Consider the following 15,896-nt stretch of genomic DNA (forward strand, 5'->3'; position numbering starts at 1 on the left):
ACGCACCTCATGGCCATCGAACTCAAAGTACCGGTCCTGCCCGAATCCGTCTCCGACGCCACCATCGCCACCTGGCACAAGCAGGCCGGCCAGGCGGTGAAGCGCGACGAGAACCTCGTCGATCTGGAGACCGACAAGGTGGTGCTGGAAGTGCCGGCGCCGGTCGACGGCGTGCTGAAGAGCATCGTCAAGAACACCGGCGACACCGTGACCAGCCAGGAAGTGATCGCGGTGATCGAGGAAGGCGTCGCGGCCGCCGCGCCCGCCGCCGCGGCCAAGCCCGCCGCCGCCGAAGCGCCCGCGCCCGCCGCCAAGGCCGAAGCGCAGCCGGCGCCGAAGGGCGTCGAGGAACTGTCGCCGGCCGGCCGCCGCGTCGCCGTCGAGGCGCGGATCGAACCGTCCAAGGTCGCCGGCACCGGCCGCGACGGCCGCGTGACCAAGGAAGACCTGGTCAACTACGCCAAGGGCGGCGTCGCCCCGGCCACGCCCGCGGCGCCGGCGGCGAAGCCGACCCCGGGCGCGCGTCCCGAGGAGCGCGTGCCGATGACGCGCATCCGCGCGCGCATCGCCGAACGCCTGATGCAATCGAAGAACTCGATCGCGATGCTGACCTCGTTCAACGAGATCAACCTCGCCCAGGTCGCGAAGATGCGCAAGGCCTTCGGCGAGCAGTTCCAGAAGGAGCACGGCGTCAAGCTCGGCTACATGAGCTTCTTCGTCAAGGCCGCCTGCGAGGCGCTGAAGCGCCATCCGGTGGTCAACGCCTCGGTCGACGGCAACGACATCATCTACCACGGCTACCAGGACATCTCGATCGCGGTGGCGACCGAAAAGGGCCTGGTCACGCCGGTGCTGCGCGACGCGCAGGACATGAGCTTCGCCGACATCGAGAAGACGATCGGCAACTTCGCCGAGCGCGCGCGCAAGGGCGGCCTGACCCTGGACGAACTGCAGGGCGGCACCTTCACCATCACCAACGGCGGCACCTTCGGCTCGCTGCTGTCGACGCCGATCGTCAACCCGCCGCAGAGCGCGATCCTCGGCATGCACACGATCAAGGACCGCGCCATCGTCGAGAACGGCCAGGTGGTCGCCGCGCCGATGATGTACATCGCGATCTCCTACGACCACCGCATCATCGACGGCAAGGACGCGGTGCTGTTCCTGGTCGACATCAAGAACCAGCTCGAAAACCCGCACCGCATGCTGCTGGGGCTCTGACCGCGGAACGCGCGGAGGGCCACGGGCGATGCGCATCCCCGGCCCTCCGTCCGCTGCACGCGTCTGCCCTCTCCTGCCTCACGTCTCCCGAGGAAAATCATGAGCGACAAATTCGACGTCATCGTCATCGGCGGCGGCCCCGCCGGCTATCACGCGGCGATCCGCGCCGCGCAGCTCGGCCTCAAGACCGCGTGCGTGGACAACTACGCCGGCAAGGACGGCAAGCAGGCGCTGGGCGGCACCTGCCTCAACGTCGGCTGCATCCCGTCGAAGGCGATGCTGGATTCGTCGAAGCAGTTCCACAACCTGACGCACAACTTCGAGGTGCATGGCATCACGACCAAGGGCGCGGCCATCGACGTGAAGACGATGGTCGGCCGCAAGGACAAGATCGTGAAGCAGTTCACCGGCGGCGTTGGCACCCTGTTCAAGGCGAACAAGGTCGCCTCCTACTTCGGCAAGGGCAAGCTGCTCAAGGACAACCGCGTCGAGATCGCCGCGCCGGACGGCAAGACCGAGACCATCGAGGCGGCCAACGTGATCCTGGCCTCCGGCTCGGTGCCGATCGAGCTGCCGTTCGCCAAGTTCGACGGCAAGGCCATCGTCGACAACGCCGGCGCGCTGGACTTCGACGCCGTGCCGAAGCGCCTCGGCGTGATCGGCGCCGGCGTGATCGGCCTCGAGCTGGGCAGCGTGTGGAAGCGCCTGGGCGCCGAGGTCGTCGTGCTGGAAGCGCTGCCCGACTTCCTCGCCGCCGCCGACGCCGACATCGCCAAGATCGCCGCGCGCGAGTTCAAGAAGCAGGGCCTCGACATCAAGCTCGGCGCCAAGGTCAGCAAGGCCGAGGTGAAGAAGAACGAGGTGCATGTCACCTACGCCGACAAGGACGGCGAGCACACCATCGTGTTCGACAAGCTGCTGGTCGCCGTCGGCCGCCGCGCCTACAGCGAGGGCCTGCTCGGCGAAGGCACCGGCGTCAAGGTCGACGAGCGCGGCCGCGTGGTGGTCGACGAGCACTGCTGGACCGGCGTGCCCGGCGTGTGGGGCGTCGGCGACTGCGTGCGCGGGCCGATGCTGGCGCACAAGGGCTTCGAGGAAGGCATCGCCGTCGCCGAGACCATCGCCGGCAAGGCGGGCCACGTCAACGTGGACACCATCCCCTGGGTGATCTACACGGAGCCCGAGGTGGCCTGGGTCGGCAAGACCGAGGCGCAGTGCAAGGCCGAGAACATCCCGTACAAGACCGGCCACTTCCCGTTCGCGGCCGTCGGCCGCGCCGTGGCGATGAACGAGACCGCCGGCACGGTGAAGGTGATCGCGCACGCCGAAACCGACCGCATCCTCGGCGTGCACATGGTCGGCCCGAACGTCTCCGAGCTGATCGCCGAAGCGGTGGTGGCGATGGAGTTCAAGGGCTCCGCCGAGGACCTGGCACGCATCGTCCACGCGCATCCGACCCTGTCGGAAGCGGTGCACGAGGCGGCGATGGCCGTCGACAAGCGGGCGATCCACCGCTTCGGCTGAACATCCGCGAGGGCTCGCGCCATGGGCCAGGACACGCCGATCCGCAACGTCTCCGACACCGCGTTGTGGGTGGCGATCTACCGCGCCATGGAAAGCGAGCGCGCGGACGCGCTGTTCCGCGACCCGTACGCGCGCCGTCTCGGCGGCGCGCGCGGCGAGGCGATCGTGCGCGCGATGCCGCGCGGTGCGGCCACGGCCTGGCCGATGGTCGTGCGCACCGCGGTGATGGACGAGATCGTGCTGCGCTGCGTCCGCGCGGGCGCAGCCACCGTGCTCAACCTCGCCGCCGGGCTCGACGCGCGGCCGTACCGGCTCGAGCTGCCGCCGTCGCTGCGCTGGCTGCACGTCGACATGCCGGCGATGGTCGACTACTTCCGCGAGCACATGGCCGGCGAAACGCCGCGCTGCGCGCTGGAATTCGTCGCCGCCGACCTGCGCGACGCCGCCGCCCGGCACGCGCTGTTCGCGCGCGCCGCCGCGCACGGCCCGGTGCTGGCGATTACCGAAGGCCTGCTGGTCTACCTGGCCGCCGACGAGGTCGCCGACCTCGCCCGCGCGCTGCACGACACCGCGCGCGCACGCTGGTGGCTCACCGATCTCGCCTCGCCGATGCTGCTGAAGATGCTCGAGAAGCGCTGGGCGCCGAAGCTGCGCGAAGGCAACGCGCCGTTCCGGTTCGGCCCCGCCGAGGGCACCGCGTTCTTCGCGCCGCACGGCTGGCGCGAAGCCGAATTCCGCTCCACCTGGGACGAATCCCTGCGCCTGCGGCGCACCATGCGCGGCGCGTGGCTATGGCGGCTGCTGGCGAAACTGCAGTCGCGCAAGCGCCAGGAAGAAGGCCGCAGGATGTCGGGCATCGTGCTGCTGGAAACCGTCTGAGCCCGCACCGATCCCGGATCCCCATGAACGTGCCCGCGACCTTCCGCGCCTTCCGCATCCACAGCGACGCCGACGGCTATCGTGCCGGCATCGAGGCGCTGCGGCTCGACGACCTCAGCCCCGGCGAGGTCGTGGTCAAGGCGGCGTACTCGTCGATCAACTACAAGGACGCGCTGGCCGGCACCGGCAAGGGCAAGATCCTGCGCCGCTTCCCGCTGGTCGGCGGCATCGACGTCGCCGGCCACGTGGTCGCCTCGACCGACCCGGCCTTCAGGGAAGGCGACGCGGTGCTGTGCACCGGCTGCGGCCTGTCGGAGACGCGCGACGGCGGCTACGCCGAGTACGCACGGCTGGAATCCGCCTGGACGATCCCGCTGCCGTCGGGGCTGACGCTGCGCGAGGGCATGATCCTCGGCACCGCCGGCTTCACCGCCGGGCTCGCCCTGCTGCGCATGCAGGACAACCACCAGCGCCCGGAGCTGGGTCCGATCGCCGTCACCGGCGCGACCGGCGGCGTCGGCATGCTCGCCACCGCGATCTTCAGCCGCGCCGGCTACGAGGTGCACGCGATCAGCGGCAAACCCGACCGCGCCGACGCGCTGAAGGCGCTGGGCGCGAGCGCGGTGCTGGATCGCCGCACGCTGGATCTCGGCAAGCGCCCGCTGGAATCGGCGCGCTTCGGCGGCGCGCTGGACAACGTCGGCGGCGCGATGCTGGCCGGCCTGCTGCCGCTGGTGCAGCCCTACGGCAACGTCGCCGCCTGCGGCCTGGCCGGCAGCGCCGAGCTGCCGACCACGGTGATGCCGTTCATCATCCGCGGCGTCAGCCTGCTCGGCATCGCCTCGGCCGGCACCGCGCGCGACCAGCGCGAGCAGGTGTGGGCGCACCTCGCCTCGGACTGGAAGCCGGCACGGCTGGACGCGATCTGCACGCGCGAGGTCGCGCTCGAGGGAATGCCAGGCGTGTTCGACACCATGCTCGCCGGCGGCTCGTTCGGCCGCACGCTGGTCCGCCTGGCCGCGTCCGCCTGATCGAATCGACTTTGGTCGTTGCCGGAATGTGGCTGATTTCCCTGTTTTTCGGCCGCACGCCATGCGCGCGAGCATGGCGGTTGGAAGAGCCCGCCGCGACTCGTAGAATGCAACGGTCCTCCCCTGGGGTTTGCATATGGCGCGCATCCTGATCGTCGACGATTCGCCGTCCCAACTGCTCGGCATCAAGCGCCTGGTGGAAAAGCTCGGGCACCAGGCGGTGACCGCCGAGGACGGCGCCGCCGGCGTCGAGGCCGCCCGCCGCGAGAAGCCCGACCTGATCCTGATGGACGTGGTGATGCCGAACCTCAACGGTTTCCAGGCGACGCGCACCATCTCCAAGGATCCCGACACCGCGCACATCCCGATCGTGCTGGTGACGACCAAGGACCAGGAAACCGACAAGGTCTGGGGCATGCGCCAGGGCGCCAAGGCCTACGTGACCAAGCCGGTCGACGAGGCCGAGCTGGTCCGCACCCTCAAGGAACTGATCGGCGTCTGAGCGTCCGTACGCCGCGGCGCGCGATTCGCGTGCCTCCGCGCACCGGCGTCAGTGGTGCCGGCGCGGGTCGAACCCCGGAAAAGCCTCGCGGAACGCGGCATAGGCGCGTTCCGCGGCGTCGTCGTGCGCCGGCGGCGTGTGGATCGCCAGCGTCACCAATTGGTCGCCCGGCGGCTGGCCGGGCATGCCGCGGCCCTTGAGGCGCAGCTTGCGCCCGCTCTGCGAGCCCTTCGGGATGCGCATCTCCACGGCGCCGCCGAGGGTCGGCACCGAGACGCTCGCGCCCAACGCCGCTTCCCACGGCGTGATCGCCAGGGTCGACAGCACGTTGCGGCCATCCAGCGCGTAGTGCGCGTCTTCGCGCAGCGCGATCTCCAGCAGCAGGTCGCCGGCGCGCCCGCCGTGCTGGCCGGCGTTGCCCTGCCCGGCCAGGCGGATGGTCTGCCCGGACAGCACGCCGGCAGGGATCTTCACTTCCAGCACGCGCTCGCCGCCGCCGTCGTGCAGCGCCACGCGCGTGCGCCCGCCGGCGTAGGCGGTGGCGAGGTCGATCTCGATGCGCGCCTGCACGTCGCGGCCGCGCCGCGGCCCGCCCGCCCGTCCGCCCGCGGCGCGGCCGAACAGGCTCTCGAAGAAATCGCTGAAACCGGTCGCGCCGCCGGCATCGCCGAAATCGAAGCCGTGGTCGTCGCCCCAATGCGGCGGCGGCCGGAACTCCTCGCCCGGCCGGTAGCCGCGCGTGCGCAGCTGGTCGTAGGCCTGGCGCTTCTGCGCGTCGCGCAGCACCTCGTAGGCCTCGTTGACCGCCTTGAACTTGTCCTCGGCGCCGGCCTCCTTGCTCACGTCGGGATGGTACTTGCGCGCGAGCTTGCGGTAGGCCGCCTTGATTTCCGCCTCCGTCGCCTGCGGCGCGACGCCGAGGATCTGGTAGTAGTCCTTGAACTCCATGCGTCCCCTTTCCCGGCGCCGGACACGTGCGAAAAAGCCCGCGGCGGTCGATGCCGCCGCGGGCACGGATCGCGGGCCGCGACGATCAGCTGCCCGCGTCGATGGTAATGCGTCGCGGCGTGGTTTCGGGCTTCTTCGGGATCGAGATTTCCAGCACGCCGTGCCTGCCGGCGGCGGTGATGCCGTCGGCGTTGGCGCTGTCCGGCAGCGCAAAGCGCCGGTAGAACACGCCGTGCGAGCGCTCGACGCGCGTGAACCTGCCGTTCTCCTGCTTCGCCTCGCCCTTGCGCTCGCCCTTGATCGACAGGATGCCCTTGTCCATGTGCACCTCGATGTCCTTCGGGTCGACGCCGGGAATGTCGGCGAAGATCACGAAGCGCTTGTCCTCTTCCTTGATGTCCACGCGGGGCGCCCACTGGCTGGTGACCACGTCGGACTGGTCGCCCGCTTCCTCGTTGAAGAAGCGGTCGAAGATCTGCTTCATCTCGGTCTGGAAACCGCTCGCCGGCTGCCAGTGACCATAGCGGCTAACGTTCATGATGGTGGCTCCTCGGATCGGATTTCGGCCGTGGCCTGTGCCCGCTGAAATAGGGTCCGGCGGCGGCCTTTCAAGCCTGCGTCGCAATCGTGGAAAGGCTAGGATGGCCGTCCGAATCCGCAGGAGACCCCCATGAGCATCAAGGTCGGCGAGCGCATCCCCAGGGCCACCCTCAACACGCTCGAGGACGGCGTGCAGTCGGTGACCACGGACGAGCTGTTCAAGGGCAGGAAGGTGGTGCTGTTCTCGGTGCCCGGCGCGTTTACCCCGACCTGCTCGGCCAAGCATCTGCCGGGCTACGTCGAGCGCTACGAGGACTTCCGCAAGCGCGGCATCGAGGTCGCCTGCGTGGCGGTCAACGACGCCTTCGTGATGGCCGCCTGGGGCAAGGCGCAGGGCGTGCCGGAAGGGCTGCACATGCTCGCCGACGGCAACGGCGCGTTCGCCAAGTCGCTCGGCCTCGAACTCGACGCCACCGGTTTCGGCATGGGCCTGCGTTCGCAACGCTTCGCGCTGTACGCCGAGGACGGCGTGGTGAAGGTGCTGCAGGTGGAGGCGCCGGGGGAATTCAGGGTGTCCAGCGCCGAGGCGATGCTGGCCGCCATCGGCTGAGCGCACCGCCCCCGCATGCGAGAAGCCCCGGCCAGGCCGGGGCTTCTCGCGGGCGCCTGGCCGATCAGGCCGGCGGCGGCGCGTCCGCGGCCGGCGGGGTCGCGTCGCCTTCGGCCTCGGCGTCGTCCTCCTCGCCCTCGATCAGCTCGACACGCACCGCGCCGACCAGGTGCTCCTCGGCGGGCAGGCGGATCAGGGTCACGCCCTGGGTATTGCGGCCGAGCTGCGAGACCTCGTGGACGCGCGTGCGCACCAGCGTGCCGAGGTTGGAGATCAGCATCAGCTCGTGCGTGCCGTTCGCCTGCACCGCGGCGACCAGCGCGCCGTTGCGCTCCGAGCACTGGATCGCGATCACGCCCTGGGTGCCGCGGCCCTTGCGCGGGTACTCGGCGAGCGGCGTGCGCTTGCCGTAGCCGTGCGCGGTGGCGGTGAGGATGTCGCCTTCGCCGTCGACCACGACCAGGCTGACCACGTGCTCGCCCTCGGCCAGCCGCATGCCGCGCACGCCGGTCGCGGTGCGGCCCATCGAGCGCACCTCGTCCTCCGCGAAACGCACGGCCTTGCCGTTGGAGGCGAACAGCATGACGTCGCGATGACCGTCGGTGAGCTGCACGTCGACCAGCGCGTCGCCCTCGTCCAGGTTGATCGCGATCTTGCCGCGCTGCAGGCGATACGCGTACTCGGTCAGCGGCGTCTTCTTCACCGTGCCGCCGCGGGTGGCGAACAGCACGTAGTGCTGGTCGTCGAACTCGCGCACCGGCTGCACGGCCTGCACCCTCTCGCCTTCTTCCAGCGGCAGCAGGTTGACGATCGGCTTGCCGCGCGCGCCGGGACCGGCCTCGGGAATCTGGTAGACCTTGAGCCAGAACACGCGGCCGGCACTGGTGAAGGTCAGCAGCGTGTCGTGCGTGTTGACCACCCAGAGCTGCTCGATGAAATCCTCTTCCTTCATCGACGTCGCCGAGCGGCCCTTGCCGCCGCGGCGCTGCGCACGGTAGGTACTGACCGGCTGGCGCTTGCAGTAGCCGGCGTGCGACAGCGTAACCACCATGTCCTCGGGCGCGATCAGGTCGAGCACGTCGAGGTCTTCCTGCGAGTGCTGGATCACGGTGCGGCGCTCGTCGCCGTATTCCGCGCGGATTTCCACCAGCTCCTCGCGGATCACCGCCAGCAGGCGCTCCGGGCTCTCGAGGATCTCGATCAGGCCGCGGATGGTTTCGAGCAACTGCCGGTATTCGTCGGTCAGCTTCTCCTGCTCCAGCCCGGTCAGGCGATGCAGGCGCATCTCGAGGATTTCCCTGGCCTGCTGCTCGGAGAGCTGATAGCCCTGCGCCTTCAGGCCGACCGCCGGGTCGAGGGCCTCGGGGCGCGAAGCATCGGCGCCGGCGGCGGACAGCAGCGTGCGCACCAGGCCGGGCTCCCACACGCGCGCCAGCATGCGCTCGCGCGCGACCTGCGGCGACTCGGAGGTCCTGATCAGCTCGATCATCGCGTCGATGTTGGCGAGCGCGACGGTGAGGCCCTCCAGGATGTGCGCGCGGGCGCGCGCCTTGCGCAGGTCGAAGATGGTCCTGCGCGTCACCACCTCGCGACGATGGCGGATGAACGCCTCGATGAATTCCTTCAGCGTGAGCAGCTTCGGCTGGCCGTCGACCAGCGCGACCATGTTCATGCCGAACACGCTCTGCAGCTGGGTCTGCTGGTAGAGGTTGTTCAGCACGACGTCGGCCATCGCGTCGCGGCGGATCTCGATCACCACGCGCATGCCGTCCTTGTCGGACTCGTCGCGCAGCTCGGAGATGCCCTCGATCTTCTTGTCCTTGACCAGCTCGGCGATCTTCTCGATCAGCCGCGCCTTGTTCACCTGATACGGCAGCTCGGTGACGACGATCGTCTCGTGGCCGTTGCCGTCGGTCTCGATCTCGGCCTTGGCGCGCACCAGGATGCGGCCGCGGCCGGTGCGGTAGGCCTCGACGATGCCGGCGGCGCCGTTGATGATGCCGGCGGTCGGGAAATCCGGTCCCGGGATGTACCGCATCAGCGCGTCGATGCCGAGCGTCGGCTCGTCGATCAGCGCGACCGTCGCGTCGACCACCTCGCGCAGGTTGTGCGGCGGGATGTTGGTGGCCATGCCCACCGCGATGCCGGCGGAGCCGTTGACCAGCAGGTTCGGCACGCGCGTCGGCAGGACCAGCGGCTCCTGCTCGCTCTCGTCGTAGTTGGGCCCGAAGTCGACCGTTTCCTTGTCGATGTCGGCGAGCAGCTCGTGGGTGAGCTTCGCCATGCGCACTTCGGTGTAGCGCATCGCCGCCGCATTGTCGCCGTCGACCGAGCCGAAGTTGCCCTGGCCGTCGACCAGCATGTAGCGCAGCGAGAACGGCTGCGCCATGCGCACGATCGCGTCGTACACCGACGCATCGCCATGCGGATGGTATTTACCGATCACGTCACCGACCACGCGGGCCGATTTCTTGTACGGCTTGTTCCAGACGTTGCCCAGTTCGTTCATCGCGTACAGCACGCGGCGATGGACCGGCTTGAGGCCGTCGCGCACATCGGGAAGCGCGCGCCCAACGATCACGCTCATCGCGTAATCGAGGTAGTTCTGCCGCATTTCGTCTTCGATATTGACGCGAATGACTTCTTTGGCGAGTTCTGCCATCGAGCATCTTCCCTGGAACGGAGGACGTGGCGCCGGGGCCGCGCATGCGGGCGCCGGGCGGGGTGCAGGAACAACCCGCAAATGATACCACAAACGGACCCCGGAAAGGGGCGAAAAAGCCTTGTGGAATCGCGATTTACAGCCGCGATTTCAGGCCGTTCGCAGGGGCGCCGTAAACCCAGCGGTGGGCGCTGAGGAAGTTCGCGATCGCGCCCAGCGCGGAGCCCGCCGCGACCCCCAGCACGGGCCAGGCGCGCACGGTCGGGAAGTGGAAGACGAGCGCGGCGTAGGTCGCGTAGTTGAGCGCGAAGCCGGCGCTCATCGCCAGCATCCAGCGCGCCCATTCGCCCAGCAGCGCGAAGCTGCCGCGGCCGGCGAAGGTCACGCTGCGGTTGTACAGCCAGGTCGCGTTGGCCGCGCACACGAACGAGAGCAGGCGCGCGAGGTAGGGATTGGCGTCGAGGAAGCTCACCAGCAGCTGCACGCCGCCGGCATCGACCGCGAAGCCGATGCAGCCTGCGAGAAAGAAATGCAGGATCTGCCGGCGCATGCGCTCAGCCGAACCGCGCCCGCATCGAGGCCGCATCCGGCCGCTCGATCACGCCACGCTCGGTGACCAGCGCGTCGATCAGCCCCGCCGGCGTCACGTCGAACACCGGATTCCACGCTTCGGCACCCTCCACCACCGTTCGCCGGCCGGCGGTCGCCAGCAGTTCGGCCGGATCGCGCAGTTCGATCTCGATGGCGCCGCCGTGCGGCGTCGCCATGTCCACCGTCGAGGACGGCGCCACCACCATGAACTTGACGCCGTGGTGGCGCGCGGCGATCGCAAGCTGGTAGGTGCCGATCTTGTTGGCGGTATCGCCGTTGGCGGCGATGCGGTCGGCGCCGACGATCACCCACTGCACCGCGCCGGTCTTCATCAAGTGCGCCGCTGCGGCGTCCGCGATCAGGCGCGCCGGGATGCCGTCGCGCACCAGCTCCCACATGGTCAGGCGCGCGCCCTGCTGCCACGGCCGCGTCTCGCCCGCGTACACCTGCGCGATGCGGCCCGCGGCAACGCCCGCGCGGATCACGCCCAGCGCGGTGCCGAAGCCGGCGGTGGCCAGCGAGCCGGTGTTGCAGTGGGTCAGCACGCCGCTGCCCGGCGCGATCAGCGCGGCGCCGAGCGCGCCCATGCGCCGGTTGGCCGCGAGATCCTCGTCCTGGATCGCCTGCGCCTCCGCGGCCAGCGCCGCGGCGTCCGCGCCGGCGGCGATACGCGCCTTCATGCGATCCAGCGCCCACATCAGGTTGACCGCGGTAGGCCGCGCCGCGCGCAGCGTCGCCAGCGCCGCAGCGAGGTCGGCGCCGCGCCGCGCGGCCAGCACCACGCCCCAGGCCGCGGCGATGCCGATCGCCGGCGCCCCGCGCACTGCGAGATCGCGGATCGCCTGCGCCACCGCATCGGCATCGGCGCAGTCGAGCCACGCCTCCTCGAACGGCAGCCTGCGCTGGTCGAGCAGGCGCAGGTGGTCGTCGCGCCATTGCACGGCGCGGATGCGGTCGTAGCGTGCGTAGTCGATACCCCTCAACGGATCCCGTTTCGCTGCGGAGGCTGCCGGCGCGCCGCAACGCGGCGCGATCCTGACAGGAAGATCTTGCCGCGGCCTGACGTCGTGCTCAGGCGGAGCGCTCGCGCAGCCAGCCGTGGATCGCCGGCGGCACCTCGCGCTGCGCGCGTCCGGACACGTAGATGCCGATATGGCCGCCCTTGAAGCTCAGTTCGGTGTAGTCGCGCGTGCCGACATGCTCGCGCAACGGCCGCGACGCCGAGGGCGGCACCAAGTGGTCCTGCTCGGCGAAGATGTTCAGCACCGGCATGGCGACGTTCTGCAGGCTCACTTCGCGGCCGCCGATCCTGAGCCCGCCGCGCACCAGCCGGTTGGCCTGGTAGAACTCCTTGACGAACTGGCGGAACGCCTCGCCGGCCTGGTCGGGAGAGTCGAAGATCCATTTCTCCATGCGCAGGAAGTTCTCCACCTCGGCCGGATCATCGAGGATGTCGACCAGGCCGACGTACTTCTGCTGGTTCAGGCGCAGCGGCTTCAGCGTCAGGTAGCACCAGTTCATCAGGTCGGCCGGCACATTGCCGAGCGTGTCGACGAACAGGTCGACGTCCATCGACCGCGTCCAGCGCGCCAGCATGTTGTCCGGCGTGTGGAAGTCTACCGGCGTGACCATGGTGATCAGGTTGCGGATCTTGCGCGGGTTGAGCGCGCTGTAGCACAGCGAGAACGCGCCGCCCTGGCAGATGCCAAGCAGGTTGATCGCGTCCACGTCGTGGCGCTTGCGCAGCACGTCCACGCAGCGGCCGAGATAGCCTTCGATGTAGTCGTCCAGGGTCAGCCAGCGGTCGGCGCCGTCGGGATAGCCCCAGTCGATGAGATAGACGTCCTCGCCCTGCGCCAGCAGGTTGCGCACCAGCGAGCGGTCGGCCTGCAGGTCGACCATGTACGGCGTGTTGACCAGCGCGTAGCAGATCAGCAAGGGCGTCTTCGCGGTCGGCGCGCGCTCGCCGCGGAAGCGGTACAGGACCAGCTTGTCCTCGCGATGGACCGCCTCCTTGGGCGTGGCGCCGAAGTCGACTTCGGGCAGCTCGCGCAGGGTCTTCAGCCCCGCCGCCAGCTTGCGCTGGAAGGCGGAGATTTCCTCCAGTGCCTTGTGCGGGTCGATGCGCAGCGGCGCATACATGGCAGTCTCCTTCACGGCTTGCGCGACGGCGCGGCCTTCGCCGCGCGTGCCTTGCGTGCGGCAGCCGGCTTGCGCGACGGCGCGGCCTGCGCCGCGTGCGTCTTGCGTGCGGCAGCCGGCTTGCGCGCGGCGGGTGCCCCGCCGAGCAGCGCGCGCAGCTCGGCGACCTCCGCACGCAGCGTCGCCACCTCGGCGGCAAGCGCGTCGCCGGAACGCGCGCGCAGTTCGCGGCGCACCTCCTGCAGGCGCTGGCCGATCGCGTTCACCTCGCTGCGCGTCGGCATGCCGAACTGGCGCGCGAGACCTTCGACCTGGTCCTGCAGCAGGGCGCGCACGCGCATCTGCGCATCGACCAGCGCGCCATAGACCTCGCCGAACTCGGGCGACAGCGCGACCTCGGCATAGGCCTCCTCGGCGGCATCCACCCACAGGTCGTAGAGCGCGCGCAGCGAGTCGACCTGCCGCCCAGGCTCGGCGCGCTCGGCCAGCCTCGCTTCGAGGCGCTCGATGCCGATGCGGTTGACGCGTGCGATCAGCGCCTGATAGCGGCAGAGCTGCGTCTGGCAGTCCAGCCAGGCCTGCGCGAGTTTCTGCTGGCGCTCCTGATGTTCGCGCGCGTAGCCGAAAGCGGGCATGCCCAGCCAGGACGAGAGTTGCTGTCGCCACGGCGCCGCGGCGTCCTGCAACTGTCGCAGCATCGTCTCGAAGCCCTGCGCGCCCGCGCCGTCGAGGCCGGCGAAGGCCTGCGCGAACGGCGTCGCGCCGCCGGTATCGAGCGCGCTCGTCAACCAGGCGCGCCAGTCGCCGTCCACCGCGCTGCTGGCGGCGGCGACGGTTTCCAGCCAGGCGAAATAGCCCTTCAGGCTGGACAGGATCTGCTCGATCGTCGCGCTTCCGTGGCCGCCGTCGCTGCCCGCCGACTGGCGCAGGTATTCGCTCCAGGCGTCCCAGGACTGTCGCGCCAGCCCCTCGTAGTCCTTGAAGAAATCGCCGCCGGGCCCGGTCATGTCCGCCTCCACGCACTGCGCGGCATGCTAGCGCGCGCCATGTTGCGCCACAACAAACGACGACGCCCGGCAGCTTGCGCCGCCGGGCGTCGTGCACTACCTGCGCTGGCTGCCGCGGCTTACGCCTTGGCGTCTTCCAGCACGGCCTTCATCGACAGGCGGATGCGGCCCTGCTTGTCCACTTCCAGCACCTTGACCTTGACGATGTCGCCTTCCTTGAGCTTGTCGGACACCTTCTCGACGCGCTCGTTGGAGATCTGCGACACGTGCACCAGGCCGTCCTTGCCGGGCAGGATGGTGACGAACGCGCCGAAGTCCATCAGCTTGGCGACCTTGCCCTCGTAGATGCGGCCCGGCTCGACGTCGGAGACGATCTGCTCGATGCGGGCCTTCGCGGCGTCGGCGGCCTCGCGGTTGACCGAGGCGATGATGATCGTGCCGTCGTCGTTGATGTCGATCGTGGTGCCGGTCTCCTCGGTGATCGCGCGGATCACCGAACCGCCCTTGCCGATCACTTCGCGGATCTTGTCCGGGTGGATGCGCATGGTCAGCAGGCGCGGCGCGAACTCGCTCATCTCCGGGCGCGCGCTGCTGATCACCTTGCCCATCTCGCCGAGGATGTGCAGGCGACCGCGCTTGGCCTGCTCCAGCGCCGTGCGCATGATCTCCTCGGTGATGCCGTCGATCTTGATGTCCATCTGCAGCGCGGACACGCCGTCGGCGGTGCCGGCCACCTTGAAGTCCATGTCGCCGAGGTGGTCCTCGTCGCCGAGGATGTCGGAGAGCACGACGAAGTCGCCGCCTTCCTTGACCAGGCCCATGGCGATGCCGGCCACCGGCGCCCGCAGCGGCACGCCGGCGTCCATCATCGCCAGCGAGGAACCGCACACCGAAGCCATCGACGAGGAGCCGTTCGACTCGGTGATCTCGGAGACCACGCGCAGCACGTACGGGAACGATTCCATCGTCGGCTTGACCGCCTGCACGCCGCGCTTGGCGAGGCGGCCGTGGCCGATCTCGCGGCGCTTCGGGCCGGCCATGCGGCCGGTCTCGCCCACCGAGAACGGCGGGAAGTTGTAGTGGAACAGGAAGGTGTCCTTCGACTCGCCCTCGGGCGCGTCGATGATCTGCGCGTCCTTGGTGGTGCCGAGCGTGACGGTGACCAGCGCCTGCGTCTCGCCGCGGGTGAACAGCGCCGAGCCGTGGGTGCGCGGCAGCACGCCGACGCGCACGCTGATCGGGCGGATGTCGTCGAGCTTGCGGCCGTCGATGCGCACCTTGGTCTTCAGCACGCCGTCGCGCATGGTGCGGTATTCGATCTCGCCGAACGCGGCGCCGATTTCGGCGTCGCTCCAACCCTGCTCCGCGGCCTGCGCGGCGATCGCCGCCTTGGCCTCGCTCTTCAGCGCGGCGATCGCGTCGCGGCGCTCGAGCTTGTCGCGGATCTGGAAGGCGTCGGCGAGGCGGTTGCCCAGCACGCCGCCGAGCGCGGCGAACAGCGCATCGTTGCGCGCCGGCGCTTCCCACTTGAACGTCTTGCGGCCGGCTTCGGCGACGAACGCGTTGATCGCGGCGATCGCCTTCTGCATCTCCGTGTGGCCGAACACCACCGCACCCAGCATCACGTCCTCGCTGAGCAGCTTCGCCTCGGACTCGACCATCAGCACCGCGTTGGCCGTGCCGGCGACGACCAGATCCAGATCGGAGGTCTTCAGCTCGGTCGCAGTCGGGTTGAGCAGGTACTTGCCGTTGGCGTAACCGACGCGGGCGGCGCCGATCGGGCCCTTGAAGGGGATGCCGGCCAGCGTCAGCGCCGCGGAGGCGCCGAGCAGCGCCGGAATGTCACCGTCCACCTCGGGGTTCATCGAGAGCACGGTGGCAATCACCTGCACCTCGTTCTTGAACTCCTCGGGGAACAGCGGGCGGATCGGGCGGTCGATCAGGCGCGAGGTCAGCGTCTCCTTCTCGGTGGGACGGCCTTCGCGCTTGAAGAAGCCGCCGGGGATGCGGCCGGCGGAATAGAACTTTTCCTGGTAGTCGACGGTGAGCGGGAAGAAGTCCTGCCCCTCGCGCGCCTTCGTCGCGGCCACCGCGGTGACCAGCACCACGGTGCCGTTCATCTCGACCTTGACGGCGCCGGACGCCTGGCGGGCGATTTCGCCCGTCTCCAGCGTGACCTGGTGACTACCGTACTGGAATGACTTGGATACTTTCGCCACGTTGCGTTCTCCCCGACCCG

The 15,896-nt window shown here is 69.6% G+C and carries 14 protein-coding genes; 6 read left to right on the top strand and 8 right to left on the bottom strand.

What is annotated here, in order from left to right:
- Window positions 1–9 precede the first annotated feature (9 nt).
- The 5 genes from odhB (at window position 10) to pilH (ending at window position 5,157) form a co-directional block, all read left to right on the top strand.
- Complete coding sequence (gene odhB / locus ABFC67_RS02080; RefSeq protein ID WP_346736373.1) at window positions 10–1,221, top strand: 2-oxoglutarate dehydrogenase complex dihydrolipoyllysine-residue succinyltransferase; 1,212 nt, start codon at window positions 10–12, stop codon at window positions 1,219–1,221.
- Between the two features lie 99 nt (window positions 1,222–1,320).
- The gene (lpdA, locus tag ABFC67_RS02085) at window positions 1,321–2,745 is read left to right on the top strand and encodes a dihydrolipoyl dehydrogenase (RefSeq protein WP_346736374.1); all 1,425 of its coding nucleotides are present in this window, start codon (window positions 1,321–1,323) and stop codon (window positions 2,743–2,745) included.
- Window positions 2,746–2,766: 21 nt separating this feature from the next.
- Window positions 2,767–3,624, top strand: a complete 858-nt coding sequence (locus ABFC67_RS02090) for an SAM-dependent methyltransferase (protein WP_346736375.1) — start codon at window positions 2,767–2,769, stop codon at window positions 3,622–3,624.
- 23 nt (window positions 3,625–3,647) lie between these two features.
- Window positions 3,648–4,655, top strand: a complete 1,008-nt coding sequence (locus ABFC67_RS02095; RefSeq protein ID WP_346736376.1) for a YhdH/YhfP family quinone oxidoreductase — start codon at window positions 3,648–3,650, stop codon at window positions 4,653–4,655.
- A 136-nt stretch (window positions 4,656–4,791) separates the two neighbouring features.
- Complete coding sequence (gene pilH / locus ABFC67_RS02100) at window positions 4,792–5,157, top strand: twitching motility response regulator PilH (protein WP_346736377.1); 366 nt, start codon at window positions 4,792–4,794, stop codon at window positions 5,155–5,157.
- A gap of 48 nt (window positions 5,158–5,205) precedes the next feature.
- Here pilH and ABFC67_RS02105 read toward each other — a convergent pair whose 3' ends face one another.
- Both ABFC67_RS02105 and ABFC67_RS02110 read right to left on the bottom strand, forming a co-directional pair.
- Window positions 5,206–6,105, bottom strand: a complete 900-nt coding sequence (locus ABFC67_RS02105; protein WP_346736378.1) for a DnaJ C-terminal domain-containing protein — start codon at window positions 6,103–6,105, stop codon at window positions 5,206–5,208.
- Between the two features lie 85 nt (window positions 6,106–6,190).
- Window positions 6,191–6,643, bottom strand: coding sequence for an Hsp20/alpha crystallin family protein (locus ABFC67_RS02110; protein WP_346736379.1), 453 nt, complete (start codon window positions 6,641–6,643; stop codon window positions 6,191–6,193).
- Between the two features lie 132 nt (window positions 6,644–6,775).
- On the opposite strand from ABFC67_RS02110, the gene ABFC67_RS02115 reads away from it, so the two are divergent.
- Entirely contained in the window at window positions 6,776–7,255 is a 480-nt protein-coding gene (locus tag ABFC67_RS02115; protein ID WP_346736380.1) for a peroxiredoxin, read from the top strand.
- 64 nt (window positions 7,256–7,319) lie between these two features.
- Here the strand turns inward: ABFC67_RS02115 and gyrA are convergent, their stop codons facing one another.
- The 6 genes from gyrA to pnp form a co-directional block, all read right to left on the bottom strand.
- Window positions 7,320–9,917 (bottom strand): DNA gyrase subunit A, encoded by a 2,598-nt coding sequence (gene gyrA / locus ABFC67_RS02120; RefSeq protein WP_346736381.1) that lies wholly within the window; start codon window positions 9,915–9,917, stop codon window positions 7,320–7,322.
- A gap of 136 nt (window positions 9,918–10,053) precedes the next feature.
- The gene (locus ABFC67_RS02125; protein WP_346736382.1) at window positions 10,054–10,467 is read right to left on the bottom strand and encodes a GtrA family protein; all 414 of its coding nucleotides are present in this window, start codon (window positions 10,465–10,467) and stop codon (window positions 10,054–10,056) included.
- A 4-nt stretch (window positions 10,468–10,471) separates the two neighbouring features.
- A complete protein-coding gene (gene mtnA, locus ABFC67_RS02130; protein WP_346736421.1) occupies window positions 10,472–11,482 on the bottom strand; it encodes an S-methyl-5-thioribose-1-phosphate isomerase in 1,011 nt (336 codons plus the stop codon).
- 97 nt (window positions 11,483–11,579) lie between these two features.
- The gene (locus ABFC67_RS02135) at window positions 11,580–12,650 is read right to left on the bottom strand and encodes a class III poly(R)-hydroxyalkanoic acid synthase subunit PhaC (RefSeq protein ID WP_346736383.1); all 1,071 of its coding nucleotides are present in this window, start codon (window positions 12,648–12,650) and stop codon (window positions 11,580–11,582) included.
- A gap of 11 nt (window positions 12,651–12,661) precedes the next feature.
- Window positions 12,662–13,657, bottom strand: coding sequence for a class III poly(R)-hydroxyalkanoic acid synthase subunit PhaE (gene phaE, locus ABFC67_RS02140; protein ID WP_346736384.1), 996 nt, complete (start codon window positions 13,655–13,657; stop codon window positions 12,662–12,664).
- A gap of 119 nt (window positions 13,658–13,776) precedes the next feature.
- A complete protein-coding gene (gene pnp, locus ABFC67_RS02145) occupies window positions 13,777–15,876 on the bottom strand; it encodes a polyribonucleotide nucleotidyltransferase (protein WP_346736385.1) in 2,100 nt (699 codons plus the stop codon).
- Between the last annotated feature and the right edge of the window lie 20 nt (window positions 15,877–15,896).

Origin of the sequence: Mizugakiibacter sp., from assembly GCF_039680435.1 — a bacterium.
Lineage (GTDB): Bacteria > Pseudomonadota > Gammaproteobacteria > Xanthomonadales > Rhodanobacteraceae > Mizugakiibacter.